Consider the following 19,526-nt stretch of genomic DNA (forward strand, 5'->3'; position numbering starts at 1 on the left):
GAAATCTATGGGTAAACACGCACATCACCGCAGGCAAGAGGCTTTGCCTGCGGTCAGACACCGAAGCAAAAATTTTCTGCATCCGTTCACTTCCTCACCCAAAGCGCTGATATTGAGTATTGCCAGCGCCATGCTGCTTTACACTCCGGTTATATATGCGAAACCGGCTGATGATAAAGCCAAACCTGCAGTGAAAAAAACAGCTACCGAGAATACTCAATCCACTGGTGAAGCTGTTCTGGCTGATGTGGTGGTGGAAGCAGGCGGAAAAACAACTTACTCCGGCGGTTTTGTGGCTAAAGACAGCCGTCTTGGTTTTCTTGGCAATAAAACTGCGATGGAAACGCCATTTAATACCGTTAGCTATACCAATAAATTCGTTGAGGATTCTCAGGCAAGAAATGTCACTGATGTCATTGCTGCTACTGACCCTTCGGTATTTACCAATGGCGCTATCGGCGGCTGGAGTGAAAATTACTATATCCGCGGCTTTCAGTCTGACACCAACGATATGTCGATGAACGGTTTATTTGGTATTGCCCCCTATTACCGTACACCGCCGGCCATGTTTTCACGCATTGAGGTATTGAAAGGACCGTCCGCACTGTTAAACGGTATGCCGCCTGCCGGTTCTGTTGCCGGCACAGTTAATCTAGTATCCAAGCGTGCAGGTGATGAGCCTCTGCTGCGGATAACGCCTACCTATATGTCTGATTCACAATGGGGCGGAACGGTTGATGCGAGCCGCCGGTTCGGGCAGAACAAACAGTTCGGGATTCGGGTTAACGGGGTTTATCAGGATGGTTCCGGCCCTGTAAGAAAACAGGACTTGAAAACCCAGCTTGGTTCAATAGGAATGGACTGGCGCGGCTACCGTGCACGGGTTTCTGCCGATATCTATATGGCCAATGACAAAGTGGACGGAGTAGTACGCGGTATCAATCTGGGTAAAAATATGAAAGTACCCTCACCACCAAATCCGAAAACGCTGATTAACCCCGACTGGTCTTATGTCAGCAATAAAGACCGAGGAGCTATGGTGCGCGGTGAATTTGATATTACAGACAATATTACTGCTTATGCGGCTTTCGGGCGCAGTAAAACCAATTATAAATACAATGGTGCTACTTCAGCCAATCTACTGGATAACAAAGGCACCATTCAGACCATAATAGCGCAGCTGGCATTTGATCTGGACAAGAAATCAGCAGATGTGGGCTTTAAAGGTCAGTTCGATACTGGTCCGGTAAATCATCAATGGGTGGTTAATACTACTTACTACAAGCATAATCAGCATGATTTCGGTGTCAGAAGTATTCCATGGGCTACATGGATAACCAATATGTATGATCCGACATGGGGTAAGTCTGTACCCTTTGATGTTCCGCCAATTTCCAGAAGCTCGCTGCAACTCAGAAGCTATGGGATGGCCGACATTATGTCGTTCATGGATGATAAACTGCAGCTGACTTTAGGTCTGCGCTATCAGGAAGTCAAAAGTGATAATCTGAGCCTGATGGGTAAACCTGTTTTAACTGAATACAAAAAACACGCATTGACTCCGGGCGTGGCTCTTCTGTTTAAAGCCACAGATCATGTATCACTTTACGGCAATTATATTGAGGGTTTGACCAAGGGTGATTCAGCCCCCATCACAGCAGCTAATTATCCCAAGGTGTTTGCTCCGTATAAAACCAAGCAGACTGAACTGGGGATAAAATGGGATTACGGCAATCTGGTTAATTCTCTGAGTATATTTAACATCAAAAAACCCAATAGTTATACTGATCTGAGAACCAATGAGTTTACATCCGGCGGTCAGCAGCGTAACCGCGGCATTGAATGGACGTTTATAGCCTCGCCGATTGAGACAGTACGTCTGATAGGCGGTGCCAGCTACATTAAACCGGAGCTGACTAAACTGGCAAAACATGCCAATGAAGGCAATATCGCTACGGGTGTGGCTAAACTACAGGGTAAGCTGGGTGCAGAATGGGATATTAAAGCCGCAGCCGGCATTGTTACTCTTTCTGCCAATGCGACAGCTGTATCGAAACAATATCTGAATCAGGAAAACAGTTTATCGGTACCCGGTCATACCGTATTTGATATTGGCGCCCGCTACAATGCCAAAGTATCCGGCCATCCGTTTACGTTGCGCGCAGAAGTGAAGAACGTAACCAACAAAGCATATTGGGGCATGCCGCGCCTGTCCAATCTGTCTTTAGGTGCACCGAGAACTTTCCTTTTATCCGGTTCGTATGATTTTTAAAAAATTTCCGGCCTGTTAAAAAATCGCCCTCTCGGGCGATTTTTTATAAGCAGCAGTTTATTGCGGTAATCCGTATTGCTGAAAGGCCGAGTATTCCGGTACCCGGTAATATTGCCTGCCCAGAAGCTGATTAATAATCACACCATTTCTGGTTGCGCCCATACCCAGATCAGGTGAACCAACCCCCTGCTTGGCGATTTCGGCATTCTGAATAAAAATCCGCCCTTTACCACTATCGCAGCGTACAGCGGTAAAGTCTTCATTAACCAGATAGTCATTGCGCTCATCTGTTTGCAGAACATTGCCTTTCAGCTCTTCAAACCATTGCGGCCACTGATGATGGTAGCCGGTGGCTGCCACAATTGCATCTGTCTGAATGGTTTGTTGCTGATTAAGCTGAGTATGCAGACAGGTCATATTAATTACGCCAGAAGGCAGTATTTCTACCGACTGCACGTCACAATTAGAAAATAGTGTCAGCCCTGCCGGTGCACCGGCAATGGTTCGTTCGTACAATAAATCATAAATATCGCCAATGGTGGCAAAGCTGATTCCTTTATAAAGCTGCCCCTGACCAGCACTGACTTCACGCCGTTTCTGCGGTGTCAGTGTCTGGAAATAACGCATATATACCGGAGTAAAGCACTCCTGCCCCAGTTTGGAAAACTCCATCGGATGAAAACCGGCAGAACGAGTAATCCAGCGGATTGACGCGCCTGCCCGGATTTGTTCCGGCTGCAATGCGCGATAAAGAGCCAGCACACATTCAGCGGCACTTTGCCCTGCCCCGACCACGGTAACCTGTTTACATTCCTGCAATTGTTTCTGCATATAGGTAAATTGCGCTGAATGCTGTATCAGCGGATGGCTGGTGTTTTTCAGCCACTCAGGATGGTAAGGTTTGGTACCCACGCCGACAGCAATATCTTTACTGGAAAAAATCTGTCTGTCTCCGGCTGCAGATTCACTTTCGAGAATAAATCTTTCCTGACGATAATCATAACTTACTGCCTTGACACAGGCATCGAAATGACAGGATGGCAACTGGCGTACTGCCCAGCGACAATAATCATCATATTCCTGACGCGGAATCAGAAAACGGTCATAGTAATAAAACTGATACAGGCGCCCCTGCTGACACAGGTAATTAAGATAACTTAAGGGATGACACGGATCAGCCATGGTAACCAGATCTGCCAGAAAGGGTACCTGCAATGTGGTACCGGGCAATAATAGGCCAGCATGCCAGTGAAAAGTAGGCGTTTTATCCAGAAATACTGCATTGACTTCTGAATGACCAGATAATAATGCCGCCAGCCCCAGATTAAAAGGACCAATCCCAATACCTGCCAAATCCGTTTGTTTCATATCCATGTTTCTTCCGTCCCTATGTACAAATAGTTAAGTATTTAAATGTTTACAACATGTAATGCTTTTATACTGAATCCATTTCTGCCCGGATCAGTTGTTCCACTTCCTTCATATTGCGGCAGCCGATTAACTGGCGCGGATTCAGAGTCAGTCTGAAACTGTGATTTATCCGGCTGGTAATTTCTTTTACATGCGCAGGGCGTAATCCGAGCTGGCTGAATGGCCGGGTATGTTCAATAACTATGGTTTGTTCGATATTCAGCGTATCGCGGTAAATATGTTCTAATTGTTCTCTTTGGCGGATAAGCGCATCAGCACACTGCCCATTCGGATTGATTGTGATACCGGATAATGTCTGATTTAATACGGAATCAATATTTTCCAGACCCTGATCTGCCAGTTGCTGACAGACGCTGACCAGAACTGCGAGAAAATCGTGAATGATGGCTGCATCTATGGCAGCCTGTGCAAAATCAATATTAAACAGCAATGCGCCGTCATCACTGAGCATAAAGCGAATATCTATCGCTACCTGTGGTGTCTGAGTTAACCCGTTAACATAATGAACTGCGCTACCCGCCGGTAACACCGGCCACGATAATCCATTAGTAATAACGATTGGTAAAACCGGTGCTTCGCCATGCTGCTCAAATAGTAATCTTGCCAAGTCCACACCGGAAAAGGCCAGATGCTGCAAACCGTCCAGCATATTCTTTTGTAACTTAGCCGCCTGTTCGATAAACCCGGTTGCGGATGACCAGCAGACCACAACAAAAGTGGATTGATTCGAGAATTCACCCTCATACAGCGGCAAAACCGGTACCGCTGCCGACAGCAGGCCGGGTGTCTGCTGCCAGCGATTTAATACCGCCAGAATCAACGCCATCAATAAGGAATTTTTAAAGAGTCCCTGCCGTAAACCTGACTGACATAATTTATCGAATGTCTTTGCCGGCAATACGGCACTTTGTCGCTGATAGGGTGAAGTTTCCAGTGTCGCTAAAGGTTGTTTCCAGGGTAATTGCGGAATGCTCGTAACAGGCTGCAACTGTGCCTGCCAGTAGGCAAGTGCTGTGTTATAAGTCTGACTATCCGGTTGCTGCCTGTTTTCAGACAGCAGTGGCGCCTCTTTCAGCTCCGTATCTGTGAATAACTCACACATCAGCGCTGCAATAGACCGTCCGTCGAGAATCAGCGCATCAAAGCGCGCAAAGACAATAAACTGTTGTGCGGATAACTGAAAAAGTGTGATATCCCACGGCGATTCCTGTAAATCAAATATTTCCTGCTGATAACGCCGGCGAAAACTGTCAATTTTTTCGGTAGCTGCTGCCGGCTCTTCTCCACACAGATTGATTTCAGTTAAATTAATAATTACCTGCGGATTTACCCACTGTACACAACGCCTGACATCAATACAGGTTCTTAAGCTGGCATGATGCTGTACCATATCAGCCAGACGCTGCCTGAATGCGGGTAAATCCAGGGTTCCGGCATATTCGCGAAATTCCTGCATCGCCACACCGCCAAGCGCAAAAGCGGTACTTCGGCCGGACAAATAGGATTTTTGCAGAGAGTTTAAAGGGGTGGCTTTTTCATCAGACTCGGTAATATTCAGGTACTGATTCAATTCAGTTAACGGGCGTGAAAAATATTCCGGCTGCGCAATCAATGTATTCAGCAGAGTCAGAAAACGTTCAAACAGTTTGTTTACCCATGTATCGGCTAATGCATCCAGACGAATATCCCAATTAATGAGTAAATCATTATTTAGCTGCACAAACTGTGCATCCAGTGCCACCTGCGGCCCCTGTGAAATACACCAGTCCATACTGCCAAAATGCTCATGTACCCTGGATGAGAACAGATTTTTTTCAGGTAAATCGACTGCGGCAGTAAATACTACCGGTGCGTTTTGCGGCGTAGCATGATGACGTGACAATCGCCGCATTACATTAACACCACTGAATTGCCGGTGATCCAGACATTGCCGCCATTCAGTCGCCAGACGCCGGCAAAAAGTTTCCAGATCAGGCGTTTCAGTCATATCAACATTTAACAGCACCAAATCAGCAAAATCACCAATGGTTCGGTCAATATGAGGCAAAAGCGGTTCCCGCCAGAAAAACGGCACATTAAGCCGGTAAGCACGATCATGGGTGACTTTGCCCAATGTATAGGCAAACAACCCCAGTATCAGAGCAGAAAAGGTTAACCGCTGCTGACGGGCAAACTGGCGTAACAGCAATGCCTGCTCTGCACCGATAATTGCACTTAAGCGTGTGCTCTGTGCTCCGGCCGGGGTTAGTTGCTTTAAAGGTAAAGCAGGCGCAGGTGCTATAGTATCCATGCGTGACAGCCACCACTGACGAGCACGCTGTTGCTGCTGGCGTTGGTACAGATCCTGCTGAATCCTGTTGCGCCAGTCATAAAAAGATGGCGGTAAAGGCAGACAGACGGTACTGTCTGCGTAAAACTGAGCCAGATCCTCCATCAGAATCCGGAAGCTGGAAGGATCAACGGCAATCATATCGGCATCTATATGCAGGCGGAAAACCTGATTACCCAGAAGGCTGACAGAAAAACGCACTGTCTGTCCTTCATCCAGACTAAGTTGCTGATGTGTCCATTGTCGGCGTTTGTCTTCAAGTTTCTGTTGCTGCTGTGCCTCAGATAAATGTAAAAAATTATCTATTTCCAATACATTTTGCGGCAGCGTATCTCTGATCCTTACTTCACCTTCGGCATTCAGTTGCAAACGTAACAGTTCATGCCGCCGGTACAGACATTCAATTGCCTGCCTGAGCCTGTCTAAATCCAGCTGAGTGCCATTGAATTCGGTATACAGATGCGCAGCTACACCACCCAGCATGGCGTCATGCACACGCCCAAACCAGCATGCAGACTGCATTGAAGTAAGTTCACACATTATTTCTTTACTCTGTTGACAAATTTACGATTTTTGACGATGATACAGGTAAATGAAAATGATTACCAGTTTCATTTAACTAAAATTTATCACTACAGAAAACCGTAATTAGCAACCCTGAACAGACCATCAGAAAAATGTTGGATGATTCAATTTATTTTGATTAATCAACATTTTTGTCTGATTCAGCTGGTTTAACAGATAGAAAAAAGGCTGATAAGATGATTAGCTATACACACTGGCCTGAAGATTTAGCCCGGAAATACCGCCAGAAAGGTTACTGGCTGGATCAGCCGTTAACCCGCGTTCTGACACAAACAGCCAGACAGTTTCCGCAGTCAACTGCGATTATCTGTGGTGAACGGCATTTCAGTTATGCGCAGTTAAATCAGCTTTCTGATAATCTGGCAGCCCGACTGAGCGCACAGGGCTTTGGCATAGGTGATACTGCACTAGTGCAGCTACCTAATATTGCCGAATTTTATATTGTCTTTTTTGCTCTGCTGAAAGCCGGTATTGTGCCTTTGAATGCACTGTTTAATCATCGTCAGCATGAATTAAAGAGTTTTTTCAGCCAGATTAAACCCCGGCTGCTGGTGGCTTCACGTCATCATGAAGTATTCAGCGGAAATGATTTTCTGACTGAACTGGCTGCTTTACAGCTGGCACCGGCTTTAACTTTAATGCTCAATGCCTTTGCTGATGATGAAAGTCTGCCGGACTGGTATACCACTGCGCAATCTGATATCAGCCATTATGCTGCTACGCCGGCAGATGAAGTGGCTTTTTTCCAGCTTTCCGGCGGCAGTACCGGTACGCCGAAACTCATTCCGCGTACGCACAATGATTATGATTACAGCGTGCGTGCCAGTGCCGAAATCTGCGCTCTGAATCAGCATACCCGATTACTCTGTGCCATGCCGGCAGCACATAATTATATGCTGAGCTCACCCGGCGCTCTGGGTGTATTTCATGCCGGCGGATGTGTGGTAATGGCGGCAAGCCCTGAACCTCTGAGCTGTTTCAGCCTGATTGAACAGCATCAGGTGACCATGGCTTCGCTTGTACCCAGTGCCGTATCTATGTGGTTACAGCAGGCACCTGAGCAACTGGAAAAGCTGCACTCACTACAATTAATTCAGGTAGGCGGTGCCAGTTTTCCGGAATCAGTGGCACGACAGGTATTAAATGTTTTCGGCTGTCAGTTGCAGCAAGTATTCGGGATGGCGGAAGGACTGGTGAATTATACGCGGCTGGATGACAGCGAAGAGCTTATTGTCACTACTCAAGGGCGTCCTATCAGCCCGGATGATGAAGTAAAAGTGGTGGATGAAAACGGTGACGAAGTGCCCGCCGGAGAAACAGGTATGCTGAAAACACGCGGTCCCTATACCTTTCGCGGTTACTACCAGAGCCCTGAACACAATGCACAGGCTTTCGATACAGAAGGTTTTTATTATTCAGGTGATTTGGTACAGCGCAACAGCAACGGATACCTGAAAGTGGTAGGACGGGTTAAAGATCAGATTAACCGCGGTGGCGAAAAAATTGCTGCTGAAGAAATTGAGAAACTGATGATTACCCATCCTGATGTTACCCAAGCCGCACTGGTGGCTATTACGGATGAACGTTTTGGTGAAAAGAGCTGTGCATTTATTGTGTCACAGAATCAGCACTTAACTGCTCTGAGCCTGAAACGCCATCTGCTCAATCTGGGTATTGCTCATTACAAACTGCCTGATCAGGTATGCATTGTTGATAGCCTGCCGCTTACTGCCGTCGGCAAAACCGATAAAAAACGCTTACGTGAAACCTTTCAGCAAAATCCTGCCTGAATAATTATCAGAATGAGAAACGAGAAACAGCATGACTATCAAACAAATCGATGATTATCCGATGCCTGCTCTGGCACAAATCCCGCAAAATAAAACCAACTGGGAAGCTGATACTGCGCGCTCTGTATTATTAATTCATGACATGCAGAATTATTTTCTGAATTTTTATCAGCAGGACAGCACACTCATCAGGACAATGATAAAGAATCTGCAAAGTTTGCGCAGCTGGGCTGCCCAGCAACAGATTCCCGTGGTGTATACCGCCCAGCCGCATCAGCAGAATCCTCAGCAACGGGCGCTGCTGAATGATATGTGGGGTGCGGGTATTACTACCGCACCTGTTGAAGAGCAGAAAATAATTGACGCCCTGACACCACGTCCGGAAGATACCGTACTGACCAAATGGCGTTATAGCGCTTTTCAGCGTTCAGATTTACTGGCACACATGCATAACTGGCAGCGTGATCAGCTGATTATCGGTGGTGTTTATGCGCATATCGGCTGTATGCTTACCGCTGCCGAAGCATTTATGCAGGATATTCAGGTATTTTTTGTAGCTGATGCACTGGCTGACTTCTCAGCGGAGCAACACCAGCAAGCGTTAAATTATGTTGCCGGCTGTTGCGGGCAGGTCACTACTACAGAGGCATTGTTACCGGCAGCAAATAATCTTACCCGTGCATGGCTGACACAAAAAGTTCAGACTTTACTGGAAATACCGGAAGAAACCATTAACCCCGAAGAAAACCTGATTCTCTACGGTCTGGATTCTTTACGCATTATGCAGTTTGCCGCAGAACTGAAACAGTATGACATCAATATTGGCTATGATGTACTGGGTCAGCAGCCTTCACTAAACAACTGGTGGCAGCTCATCGAAAAACAAAATAAAACTGTTTCAGCCTAGAATTGGCTGCAAATAATTAGCCGGACGCTGCATACAGCTTTGGGAACATAAAACATGACTGATTTAAATCTATCCGGCAAGAGCATACCGCCCGGTCTGGCACATCAGTGGCGGGTAGCCCTGCCCGGGCTGATAAGCGGTACATTTGCCGCCGTAATTGCCGGTATCGCTATGCTGGCAGGGCTGTGGTTTATCATTAAATTTATCGATAACATGAGCTGGTGCTGGCTGAATTATGCACTGGTCAGCTGGCTGCTGGCCGCTTTGTTTACAGCCTTGTCCTCATGGCTGGCACATCAGGCAGAAAGCCGCTTTGCGGCGGCTTTACGCCGGACAGTGGCACAGCATTTAATCCGCCTGCCGTCCAATATACTGGCTAAACAGAATGAGCAGACACTTAAACAGCTGCTAACCGATGATGTTGCCAGTTTGCATCATATGCTGGCTCATTTACCCGGTGAGATTGCCGTATTCACGGTTATTCCGCTTTTATCCATCGGTATCCTTATTTATTTTATCGGCATATCGGCAATATGGGTATTATTACCCGGACTGATTGCTTCGGTTTATTATCTCATCATCATACCGCGTATGACCCGGCGTGACGGTACCGCACGTATGCAGGTAATGCTGGATATCATTAATAAGGCCGATGAATATGTACGCGGGATTCCGGTTTATCGTATTTACGGGCAGCATTCCAGCGCATTAACTGCCTATACAGAAGCAACTGAAAAATTTACCCGCAATATGGTGCACTGGGTAGCCAAGGCAGCCACGCCGGCAGCCATCGCCACTGCTATGCTACAGGCAGTAGCGACATTTGCCATTGGCTACTGGGTCAGTTATACACAGGACACCACTACTCTGGCTGCCACTCTGTTATTCAGTCTGGCCATTGTGACACCCGCATTACGTCTCGGGCATGGTATTGATTACATCAGAGCCGGACGCGCTGCTGCCGGACGTCTGACCAAATTTTTACATCAGCCCTTATTACCGGCCGGAACCATAAATCATCTGCCGGAGCCGGCAGTATTATCTATGCATGATGCAGTTTTTTCTCAGGAAGAACATCCGGTTTTACGCAAACTCAGCTTCACATTTCCCGCCGGCGCCATTACCGCTATTACCGGCCCCAGCGGAGCAGGTAAAACCACTTTACTCAATGCATTAGCCGGATACATACCATTGACATCCGGAACTGTTCAACTGGGTAAGACCGATCTGTCTGCATTACATGACGACACCCGCCACCGGCTGATTCTGTTTATTCCGCAAGGATATGATGTTTTAGACAATACGATTCGTGCCAATCTGGCCTTAACTGCTCCTGATGCCAGCGATGAAGTCATGCAACAGGCTCTGGCCAGAGCCAATCTGAATCTGGATTTATCAACACCTGCCCGTACCCTGTCCGGCGGAGAAAAACAACGTATTTGCATTGCACGGGCTTTTCTCACTCAGGCAGAAATTATCTTAATGGATGAGCCTACCAGTGCGCTGGATGATCAGAATGCCCGGGAAATATTTCAGGCTTTGCAGGAACTGGCTCATACTGCGTATAAAACCATTATCATTGTTACTCACCAGCCGGCTCTGGCCGATAAAGCCGATGCAAAACTGGTACTGGAAGCATTAAGGAGCGAGGCATGAATACAGCAGCCGGCAACAAACACTCCCTTTTTGAAACCATACCGGCCGCCACCAGACCCCGCCTGATTGCTGTCAGTATCGGCTGGATACTGGTTGCCGTACTGGAAGCATGTGCTTACACCATACTGGCTCTGGCTATAGTAAATCAGCAGTCGCCACTGTGGGTAGTGATTAGTGCTGCTATTGCCATAGTGATTACGGTACTGGTTACCCGTAACGGCTTTCTTACCGGCGTACGTCTGGCCGGAGATTTATTTGCCGCACTGGGACGTTCTCTGTCCAGCGCTAAATTGTCCTGGTTTAATGACCAGCGCCGTGCAGTTATCAGTAAAACTGCCGGACAGGAAATTCCGAATTTCATGAGCATTCCGGCGCATCAGTTGCAGACGTTTTTACATGCGCCCTGTCTGCCCCTATTTATCTGTATCGGGCTGGCTTTTGTTGCCGGTACAGGCATCATGTTAGCTGCACTGGCGATGATATTGCTGTCCTTACTATTACAAGTATGGGCACAATATGCTTTAAATAAAACTGATGCACAACGCCATCAGACCGAACTGGACAGCACCACGGCAACCATTGAACTGGTTGAACACCTTACTCTGCTGCGTACAGCCGCAGGATCGGCTCATGCGCTGGATACTATCCAGCAGCGCTGGAGCACTCAGGAAAACCTGCTAAGCAAAATTAACTGTAGTGCAGCCAGTGCAACGCTGATAGCTACTTTAGCTAATGTGCTGCCCATGGCAGGCATGGCGGTTTATTGTATTTTGTCCGCTCAGAACGATGAATACCTGATACTGGCTGTATTATTACTGATGGGGCGCGCCGGCGCACCATTAAGTGCACTGGCTACTGCCGGTCTGAGCATTAATGACTTAATCAGCTCACTGCGCCACTTTCAGCAACTTACCCATCCGCCGGTACTGCCTGAAACAGAAGAAACGCGCACCCCGAAGCATGCACAGTTATCTCTGCATAATCTGAACTGTATCACCGGCTCGACAACCATTAATCAGGATATTCCCGAAGGTGCGCGCTTACACGTCGCCGGCGTTAGCGGCAGTGGCAAAAGTACCTTGCTGCAACTATGTCTGCGCTTTGATGATCCGGCTATGGGTGAAATCAGATTAGACGGCATTCCTCTGCCTCAACTGTCTTATCAGACACTGACAGACAATATGGCTTATGTCGCTCAGAACCCGATTATTTTTACCGGCACTCTGGCAGACAATATCCGCATCGGCCGTTTTGATGCCAGTGATGCTGAAATCGAAGCTATTGCCAGACAATGTATGCTGGGAACAGTTATCGACCGGACGGATGAAGGCATTCACCAATATGTCGGCCAGCAAGGCTCTGCCCTATCCGGCGGCGAACAGCAGCGCGTAGCCATTGCCCGTGCTCTTATCAAGCATGCGCCGATACTGATTCTGGATGAAGCCACATCAGCACTGGATGAAAGCACGGAACAACAACTGATTGATACTATACTCAGCCAGTCCCGCACCCTGATTTTTGTGTCGCATCGCAGTGCGGCTCCGTGGCAGCCTACCCTGACTCTGGATTTATCGCCGGATATTACATAAACACCAGATATGATTCAGGCAAATACTACTGATTAGCGCCATATCTTAAAATACAGGCTATGCATGTCATTTATATCAGACCCGGGCAGAACAGACTGCCGGCAAGACACTTCTGCCGGCAGCAGAAAATTGCTATTGCCGGTGAATGATTCGCCTGCATTATTCAGTCATCACACAATCAGCATCGGCAATAACACCATTCACCAGATATGCATGCCATTAGCCGACACAGCGGTTTTGCATAAAATTGGTCAGATACATAACATCTTTCTGCCGGACAACATCAGACAAAGCCGGCACAAACGCCAGACAGAATTTATAGCCGGCCGGCTGGCGGCAAAATATGCATTATTACAGTATGGTTACAGCAACTTTAATCTGAAAACAGGTTCACAGGGACAGCCGCTTTTTCCTGAATCCTTACAGGGAAGTTTGAGCCACACCAGCAATCAGCGCCAATGTCTGGCGATTGCCTGCGTACAGAAAAAACAGCCGACACACCGCTTTCTGGGTATCGATATTGAATACCGGCAGCACCAGAGTATTATGAATGAGCATAAATCCACTCTGAGCCTGTTTCTCCGGGCGGCCGAATTACGCTATATAACCGAACACAGTACTGACCTGCCGCTGATGGCGCTGCTGCTTTTTTCAGCAAAAGAGAGCATTATCAAAGCATGGTTTCATCAATATCAGAAACTGATTAATTTTACTGATATAGCTTTCCAGTCGTATCGTCATTCATATCTGAATTTCCTGATTGATTCACCGCTTACCCATGCAAATCCGCAAACAGCAGAAGTTTATTTCCATTGCACAAAAGAAAAAATAATAACCATTGCATATATCTGAAACAGCTTGTGGCTGAATTTTGCCCAGAACAGAAAATTTTTCTGTATTTTTATTATAATTATTGATAATGATTACTATTTGCATTAATATAAACAAACTTACATAGCCTGATTTATCTAGACTTTTCATTACATACAACCCACATCTGTCTACAGGTAATAAAATGACGATTACAGAATCAAGCGCTGTTTCCCGCTCTCCTATTCAATCTCAGGATCAGTTTGCCTGTTTTGCAACCAGTCAGCATCACATCAGTGCCAGACATCTTATCCACAAAATACATATGCCGGTTAATCAGTCCGAATCCTGCAATCAGCAGATTGCCGACTGTTTTAATCACATCAAAGCACAGGGATATGCCAATCCCATTCTTATTGCTGCTATTCCATTTGATACCAGAAAGAACGGCACCTTAAATTTTTACAGTGAATTTAATCAAACTTCACCAGCTCACTTTGAGCACAATACTGCTTCAGCAGGTAAAACTGCAAACTCACTTATCCGCAAAAAATCTTTGGTAGAGCGTCAGGCATTCGAACACAGTGTTCAAACGGCTTTAAGTGCTATGGCGGATAAACAAATGCAAAAAATTGTGCTGTCGCAGGCAACAGAATTTGAATTTGCCCGGCAGTACAGCCCGGAGGATTTACTGAATATCCTTATCCGGCAAAATCCTGATGCCTATAAATTTATGATTCCTGTGGAAGAAGACCAGTATATTTTTGGTGCCAGCCCGGAATTACTGCTATCGCGCCAGCAGCAACAGGTACGCAGTAACCCGCTGGCCGGCTCCCGACCGCGCTCGGCTATTCCGGAATACAACAGCCAGACGCAGACAGAACTTTATCAGTCGGCCAAAGACAGGCATGAACATCAGCTGGTTATCGATAATATCCGGCATAAGCTCAGCAGCTATTGCTCAACGTATCAGGCATCAGAAATACCCGAAATTTTAACTACATCAACCATGTTTCATCTGTCATCAGTCTTTCAGGGGCAACTGAAAGCCGATGCGCCCGATGCACTTAATCTGGCACTTCATCTGCATCCCACACCGGCCGTTTGCGGCACACCAACGGATATCGCCAGAGACTTTATTCTCAATCATGAAGGCTATAACCGTCATTACTACAGCGGACTGAATGGCTGGATGGATGCCAGCGGGAACGGAGAATGGGTCGTTACTATCCGCAACGGCTTACTGAATCACAATATTATCCGCCTGTATGCCGGAGCAGGCATCGTTGCAGGCTCAGACGCAGCAGCAGAATGGTTTGAAACCGAAGCCAAAATGCAAACTATGCTCAATGTATTTCAGCAACAGTAACATTATCTGGAGAAACAACCATGCAGCAAGCCATTATCGTTACCGGTGCAGCCCAGGGTATAGGGGCTGCGATTGTTACTAAACTGCTCGAACAGCACTATCATGTTATCGGAATCGATAAACAGCCCTATTCGCCGAGCTGGCCGGTACAACAGATGATTGAAGCCCAGTATCAGACTTACTGGACAAGCATTAGTCAGGATATCACTGCTTTCGAAGAAACCCGTATATTACTCAATACACTGATTAATCAATATAATATAACCGGTCTGGTTAATGTGGCCGGAGTATTAATCCTTACACCGTTGCTGAGTGCCACTGAGGCACAATGGCAAACCAGCCTGAATGTTAATCTGCTGGCGCCCATATTCATCAGCCAGCATTTAGCCGCACATTTCCGGCAGCAGCGACAAGGCTGTATTGTTACCGTCAGCTCTAACAGTGCCCGCATGGCGCGCACTGAGATGGGTTTATATGCCACCACCAAAGCAGCACTCAGCCATTTCTGCCGCAATCTTGCTCTGGAAGTTGCCCCGTATGTCCGGGTTAATATCGTTTCACCGGGCTCTACCCTCACAGCGATGCAACAACAATTATGGACCGACAACGAACCACCGGCCGGAATACTGGATGGTGACTTAACGCAATATCGTCTTGGCATTCCTCTCAGGAAACTGGCTCAGCCGGCAGATATTGCCAATACCGTTTCTTTCCTGCTCTCTGAAGAAGCAGCGCAGATCACTATGCAGGAAATTGTTGTAGATGGCGGAGCAACACTGGGCGTCTGATTCGCTTTTATGTTCTCCGGATTGTAGATTTTCTTAAAATCTATAGTTTTTTTTGATATTCAACTATAGAGATTCCATCAGTATGACTAATGTTTAGCTTCACATAATTCCATGTGAAAATTTTCTCCATAGAATTTAACTTTCTTAACTTAGGGTTGTATTTAGATACTAAAACTAAAAACCAAGTATTATCTGTAACAATTCCTAGTGAACCTGGGAGTTCTATAACTACTTGACCCTTAAAATTTAGGCTATTGTATAAACAGACATCAATAGGTTGCCAGAGTTCCTCCTCTGTACATTCCGATAAATCATTCCTGTGATCAATTATTTCAAAGTGATATAGCTTTAGTTTAGAACTGTAGATCTTTTGTTCAAATATTACACCTTCATTTTTATTAAGAAATAAATAAATTTTCTCAGTTTTCTTATTTCTATAGAACCTAGGAAATTTCAAATTATTTTCATCTATTAATTTCCTATCTACAGGTTCCCAATCAATATCAAGCATAATCACTCCTTATCTAAAGAAAACAGATAAAATACGATTTTTATTTTAGTTTTTCTTATGGGTAAAATATGACAATGCGCTAATGAAACGACATGATAAAGGTTATAATGTCGTTTCCGGGTGATTATCTTTAATATATTCCAATATATCAGCCGGCTGGCAATCCAGATACTGACAGATTGCCTCCAGCGTAGCTAGCCTGATGCCTTTTACTTTTCCCTGTTTAAGCAAAGATAGGTTTTGCTCGGTAATACCAATAGCAGCAGCCAGCTCTTTTGATTTCACTTTCCGTTTAGCAAGCATAACATCTAAATTTATTCTAATCGGCACATTAAACTCCTGTTAAATAAACTGCTTATTTTCTTCTGCAATCTGGCATGCTTTTTTTAGTATCTGACCGATAATCATAATACTGATAGAAGGGAATAACAGAATTAAATCACTACTTTCAAATGATATCGAAATATACCGATCCGGAAAATGATTATTAAGCGTTAAGATAAACGATAGCAGAGGCTCTGAGAGCAGTTGTAAAACCTCCCAAATCACCAAAGCTTTACCAAATGCATAACAGTAATTTGCTGATTTCACAGAAAAATAATCTGCTTTACTGTAGCTTAGAAACAGCAATCTGAGCTGAACGAAACCATAAGCCAGAATCGCAATGATTATGGTATCAATTAAGGTAGCAGAAACTGCCTGCCATAGAGAAAGTCTGGATATATCAATATCAGCATTACCATCACCCATACTATGAGTAATAAAAAATGAATATCCTCCGGAATTCAGTCCGATATTATGAATATCAAAAAAATAAAATAATAAAGGAGATATCATTCCGATACCTATACAAAATATAGGAATCAGGGTTAACTGAGACATTAATTTGCAATAACGGTTTAATCGGGAATGTGTTTCAAGCATTACAGTGTTCATGTTTAATACCTTTTTATAAAAATATAAAAACCAGGCATACAATATCATGTAAATGTAAATTTAACAATAAAAAATTAAAATAAAACGATAATAATTTATTATATAAAATTAATTATTATAATTATTCATCAACTAGATAAAACAACAGCCGGCTTTAATGTCTAAAGTGAACTAAGCCTGTTCCCTGCTGATACAGAATTAATCTTCAGATAACCATTAAACCGTTACAGAATAAAACAATCATTTAATTGTTCGGTTGCATTATCAAATGTTATAAAAATAATCAGCACCGGCGATGATAAATATATTTATTTAGCATAATTAAAATAAAAACCAGATTAAAACCAGTAAAAGTATTTCTGTTCTGACTATTATTCAGTAAATACAAATTCAGAAACCGAGAGATGGGACTGGCAATCAAGAATTCTTAAAACTATAAAAACAGACTTGTTAAACAGTATAGAATATTGGCTTTAGCATATGATTATTTAATTATCGTGTCAGATAGCTACAAGTTTGAATGAATGATCGGAACCTGATTCTGAGTTTAGTCAGCGTATTCGAAATCTGCCATGTGGAAAGATTTATCGGAGAAAGTCCATAATGCCTAAAGCTTTAGCCGGAATTTTATTTGCACTATCAGCAGCCGCACTAAATGGTTCTATAGGTATTATCAGTAAATTACTGATGGCCAGTGGATTGAATCCTTATGAAATAGCGTTTTATAAAACGTTTCTGGCTTTTGTTTTTGTTTCACTACTCTTGATACGTACTCCATTTGCCCGGCAAATTCAGATAGTTGCCCCTGTATCAGATAATAATATAAAAATCTGGATGCATATTGGCCTGTGTGCTCTGTTTGGAATATTTACTTTGTTTTTCTTTGAAACAATCGCTTACGGGCATGGCAGTGCGGCGAATGTAGTCGTGATACTCATGGCTTCCGCTACGATAGCTGCACTAGTTTTCGGCTGCTTATTATTAAATGAAAAAATTAAAATATCAGCCGTTTCCGGTGTTGCTGTTGCAATCGCCGGCATTAGCGTTATTTCATGGTCTGGGCAAGCCTCATTATTGTTATTGATATTTGCCAGTGCCGCAGGAGCCGGTTACGGGCTTTTTAGTGTATTGGTTAAGAAATTCAGTTTACATGGTGGTATTTATCTGACCAGATTTTTATTATTGTTTGGTCTGATCTATCTGGCTATCCCCTATTTAGCAACCTTCCGGCAAAATCCTTTTGATTTTCACTGGCAAACCGTCGCAGGGCTGATAGCTTTGGCCATTTTACCTACTATTCTGGGATTTTACTGTACTACCAAAGCACTTGGTTATTTATCCGCTGCTCAGGTTCAGGTAACTGAATTAGCTGAGCCAATATTTGCCATGCTGATGGGCTGGCTGATTCTGTCTGAATTACCTGACTATGCTTTTTTCCTCGGTGCTCTGTTAATTATTACCGGTATTATGCTGATTAATAATGTATTGGGTTTATTAAAAACTTATTTTTTAAAAGAATAAAAATCAGCAAAAGGTAATCACTCTTTTGTAAGTTATCATATCTTTAATCAAAAAATCTGCAATGCTGATACCCTGGCAGAAAATACACTATTCATAATTCCACCTTTAATATATTTTTTATTGATGTTTTATAGCATTCACTTTTATTTATCACCCTGAAAACTAATTTTCTTTAAAGATAAAAAAGCAATCTATAATAGAATTAATTTAGCCAAAAAACTAAACCCGTTGATTCATTCTAATATATAAATTAATTTTGATTTGCAATGTACAAATTTAATAGATTTCTCCCGCAAGAATTAAAATTCGTTCTGAAGAAATTTGAAAAGTTACACTTTTATAATATTAATCTATGCTATTACAAATAAGATATTGAACCAAACGGAGCGGTTTAATATCATAATGCTGATTATCTAAATAGCATTATTTTATTGGTAAACGTATGGATACCTTATTTAATATACCACAAAGAACATTAAACGAATTTGATGATATATCATAACTTTTCATTGAAGATCGAGAATTTTATGGTATTAGGGATTGTCAATCTGAATCAAAAGAACTCATTAAAGAAAGATTGATAAACAATGATTCAATCATTTTTCTAGTCTACGATAATAAAACAGCATGTGGTTTTATACAGTTATATTTTTCATATTCTTCTTTAGCTATATCACCCACTATCATTTTGAATGATTTATATATTATAAAAAGCCATAAAAGATGCGGTGTTGCCACCCATTAATGGAAAAAGTAAGAAACTTCGCTGGTAATTCTGCCTATAACGGCATTCCATTATGCACATCAATCGATAATCTCAAAGTCAGAGCTCTGCATGAAAAGTCAGGTTATAAAATTGATGATCAATTTGTTTACTATTTTTTAGAGCCAGATAAAAAATGAGATATGAAAATTTATGATTTAACCGGCTAATTTGTTCGTCTTACTTTCTTATCTCTGCTGATTTGGATTTAAATTTTCTTAAATCCAAATTATTTTTTATCTTTTTTGATTTCTCCTGTAATCGACACA

15 protein-coding genes are annotated in these 19,526 nt (G+C 43.9%); 10 read left to right on the forward strand and 5 right to left on the reverse strand.

What is annotated here, in order from left to right:
• Positions 1 to 7 precede the first annotated feature (7 nt).
• Positions 8 to 2,272, forward strand: coding sequence for a TonB-dependent receptor (locus SALWKB2_RS10180; RefSeq protein WP_025331570.1), 2,265 nt, complete (start codon positions 8 to 10; stop codon positions 2,270 to 2,272).
• A gap of 57 nt (positions 2,273 to 2,329) precedes the next feature.
• Here the strand turns inward: SALWKB2_RS10180 and basC are convergent, their stop codons facing one another.
• Both basC and SALWKB2_RS10190 read right to left on the reverse strand, forming a co-directional pair.
• On the reverse strand, positions 2,330 to 3,646 hold the full coding sequence (basC, locus tag SALWKB2_RS10185; protein WP_202806258.1) for a putative histamine N-monooxygenase: 1,317 nt from the start codon (positions 3,644 to 3,646) through the stop codon (positions 2,330 to 2,332).
• A 61-nt stretch (positions 3,647 to 3,707) separates the two neighbouring features.
• Positions 3,708 to 6,572 carry a condensation domain-containing protein gene (locus SALWKB2_RS10190; protein ID WP_038649053.1) on the reverse strand — a complete coding sequence of 955 codons (2,865 nt, stop codon included), beginning with the start codon at positions 6,570 to 6,572 and terminating at the stop codon, positions 3,708 to 3,710.
• 221 nt (positions 6,573 to 6,793) lie between these two features.
• Between SALWKB2_RS10190 and SALWKB2_RS10195 the strand changes: the two genes are divergently transcribed.
• The 7 genes from SALWKB2_RS10195 (at position 6,794) to SALWKB2_RS10225 (ending at position 15,526) form a co-directional block, all read left to right on the forward strand.
• A complete protein-coding gene (locus SALWKB2_RS10195) occupies positions 6,794 to 8,407 on the forward strand; it encodes a (2,3-dihydroxybenzoyl)adenylate synthase (protein WP_025331573.1) in 1,614 nt (537 codons plus the stop codon).
• Positions 8,408 to 8,438: 31 nt separating this feature from the next.
• Positions 8,439 to 9,314 (forward strand): isochorismatase family protein, encoded by an 876-nt coding sequence (locus SALWKB2_RS10200; protein ID WP_025331574.1) that lies wholly within the window; start codon positions 8,439 to 8,441, stop codon positions 9,312 to 9,314.
• 54 nt (positions 9,315 to 9,368) lie between these two features.
• Positions 9,369 to 10,970, forward strand: coding sequence for an ATP-binding cassette domain-containing protein (locus SALWKB2_RS10205; RefSeq protein WP_025331575.1), 1,602 nt, complete (start codon positions 9,369 to 9,371; stop codon positions 10,968 to 10,970).
• Entirely contained in the window at positions 10,967 to 12,559 is a 1,593-nt protein-coding gene (locus tag SALWKB2_RS10210; protein WP_025331576.1) for an ATP-binding cassette domain-containing protein, read from the forward strand. The genes SALWKB2_RS10205 and SALWKB2_RS10210 overlap by 4 nt, the downstream gene beginning before the upstream one ends.
• A gap of 63 nt (positions 12,560 to 12,622) precedes the next feature.
• Positions 12,623 to 13,411, forward strand: a complete 789-nt coding sequence (locus SALWKB2_RS10215) for a 4'-phosphopantetheinyl transferase family protein (protein WP_025331577.1) — start codon at positions 12,623 to 12,625, stop codon at positions 13,409 to 13,411.
• A gap of 163 nt (positions 13,412 to 13,574) precedes the next feature.
• Positions 13,575 to 14,738, forward strand: a complete 1,164-nt coding sequence (locus SALWKB2_RS10220) for an isochorismate synthase (RefSeq protein WP_025331578.1) — start codon at positions 13,575 to 13,577, stop codon at positions 14,736 to 14,738.
• Between the two features lie 20 nt (positions 14,739 to 14,758).
• Entirely contained in the window at positions 14,759 to 15,526 is a 768-nt protein-coding gene (locus SALWKB2_RS10225) for an SDR family oxidoreductase (protein ID WP_025331579.1), read from the forward strand.
• Between the two features lie 40 nt (positions 15,527 to 15,566).
• Here the strand turns inward: SALWKB2_RS10225 and SALWKB2_RS10230 are convergent, their stop codons facing one another.
• The 3 genes from SALWKB2_RS10230 to SALWKB2_RS10240 all read right to left on the reverse strand — a co-directional run bounded on the left by SALWKB2_RS10230 (position 15,567) and on the right by SALWKB2_RS10240 (position 16,973).
• The gene (locus tag SALWKB2_RS10230; protein WP_025331580.1) at positions 15,567 to 16,037 is read right to left on the reverse strand and encodes a hypothetical protein; all 471 of its coding nucleotides are present in this window, start codon (positions 16,035 to 16,037) and stop codon (positions 15,567 to 15,569) included.
• Between the two features lie 102 nt (positions 16,038 to 16,139).
• Complete coding sequence (locus tag SALWKB2_RS10235) at positions 16,140 to 16,367, reverse strand: helix-turn-helix domain-containing protein (RefSeq protein WP_025331581.1); 228 nt, start codon at positions 16,365 to 16,367, stop codon at positions 16,140 to 16,142.
• A 12-nt stretch (positions 16,368 to 16,379) separates the two neighbouring features.
• Positions 16,380 to 16,973, reverse strand: coding sequence for a DUF2975 domain-containing protein (locus SALWKB2_RS10240; RefSeq protein ID WP_025331582.1), 594 nt, complete (start codon positions 16,971 to 16,973; stop codon positions 16,380 to 16,382).
• Between the two features lie 603 nt (positions 16,974 to 17,576).
• On the opposite strand from SALWKB2_RS10240, the gene SALWKB2_RS10245 reads away from it, so the two are divergent.
• Both SALWKB2_RS10245 and SALWKB2_RS12735 read left to right on the forward strand, forming a co-directional pair.
• A complete protein-coding gene (locus tag SALWKB2_RS10245; protein WP_025331583.1) occupies positions 17,577 to 18,494 on the forward strand; it encodes a DMT family transporter in 918 nt (305 codons plus the stop codon).
• A gap of 532 nt (positions 18,495 to 19,026) precedes the next feature.
• The gene (locus tag SALWKB2_RS12735; RefSeq protein ID WP_370530648.1) at positions 19,027 to 19,239 is read left to right on the forward strand and encodes a GNAT family N-acetyltransferase; all 213 of its coding nucleotides are present in this window, start codon (positions 19,027 to 19,029) and stop codon (positions 19,237 to 19,239) included.
• Positions 19,240 to 19,526: the final 287 nt, after the last annotated feature.

Origin of the sequence: Snodgrassella alvi wkB2, from assembly GCF_000600005.1 — a bacterium.
In the GTDB taxonomy this organism is placed as follows: Bacteria; Pseudomonadota; Gammaproteobacteria; order Burkholderiales; family Neisseriaceae; genus Snodgrassella; species Snodgrassella alvi.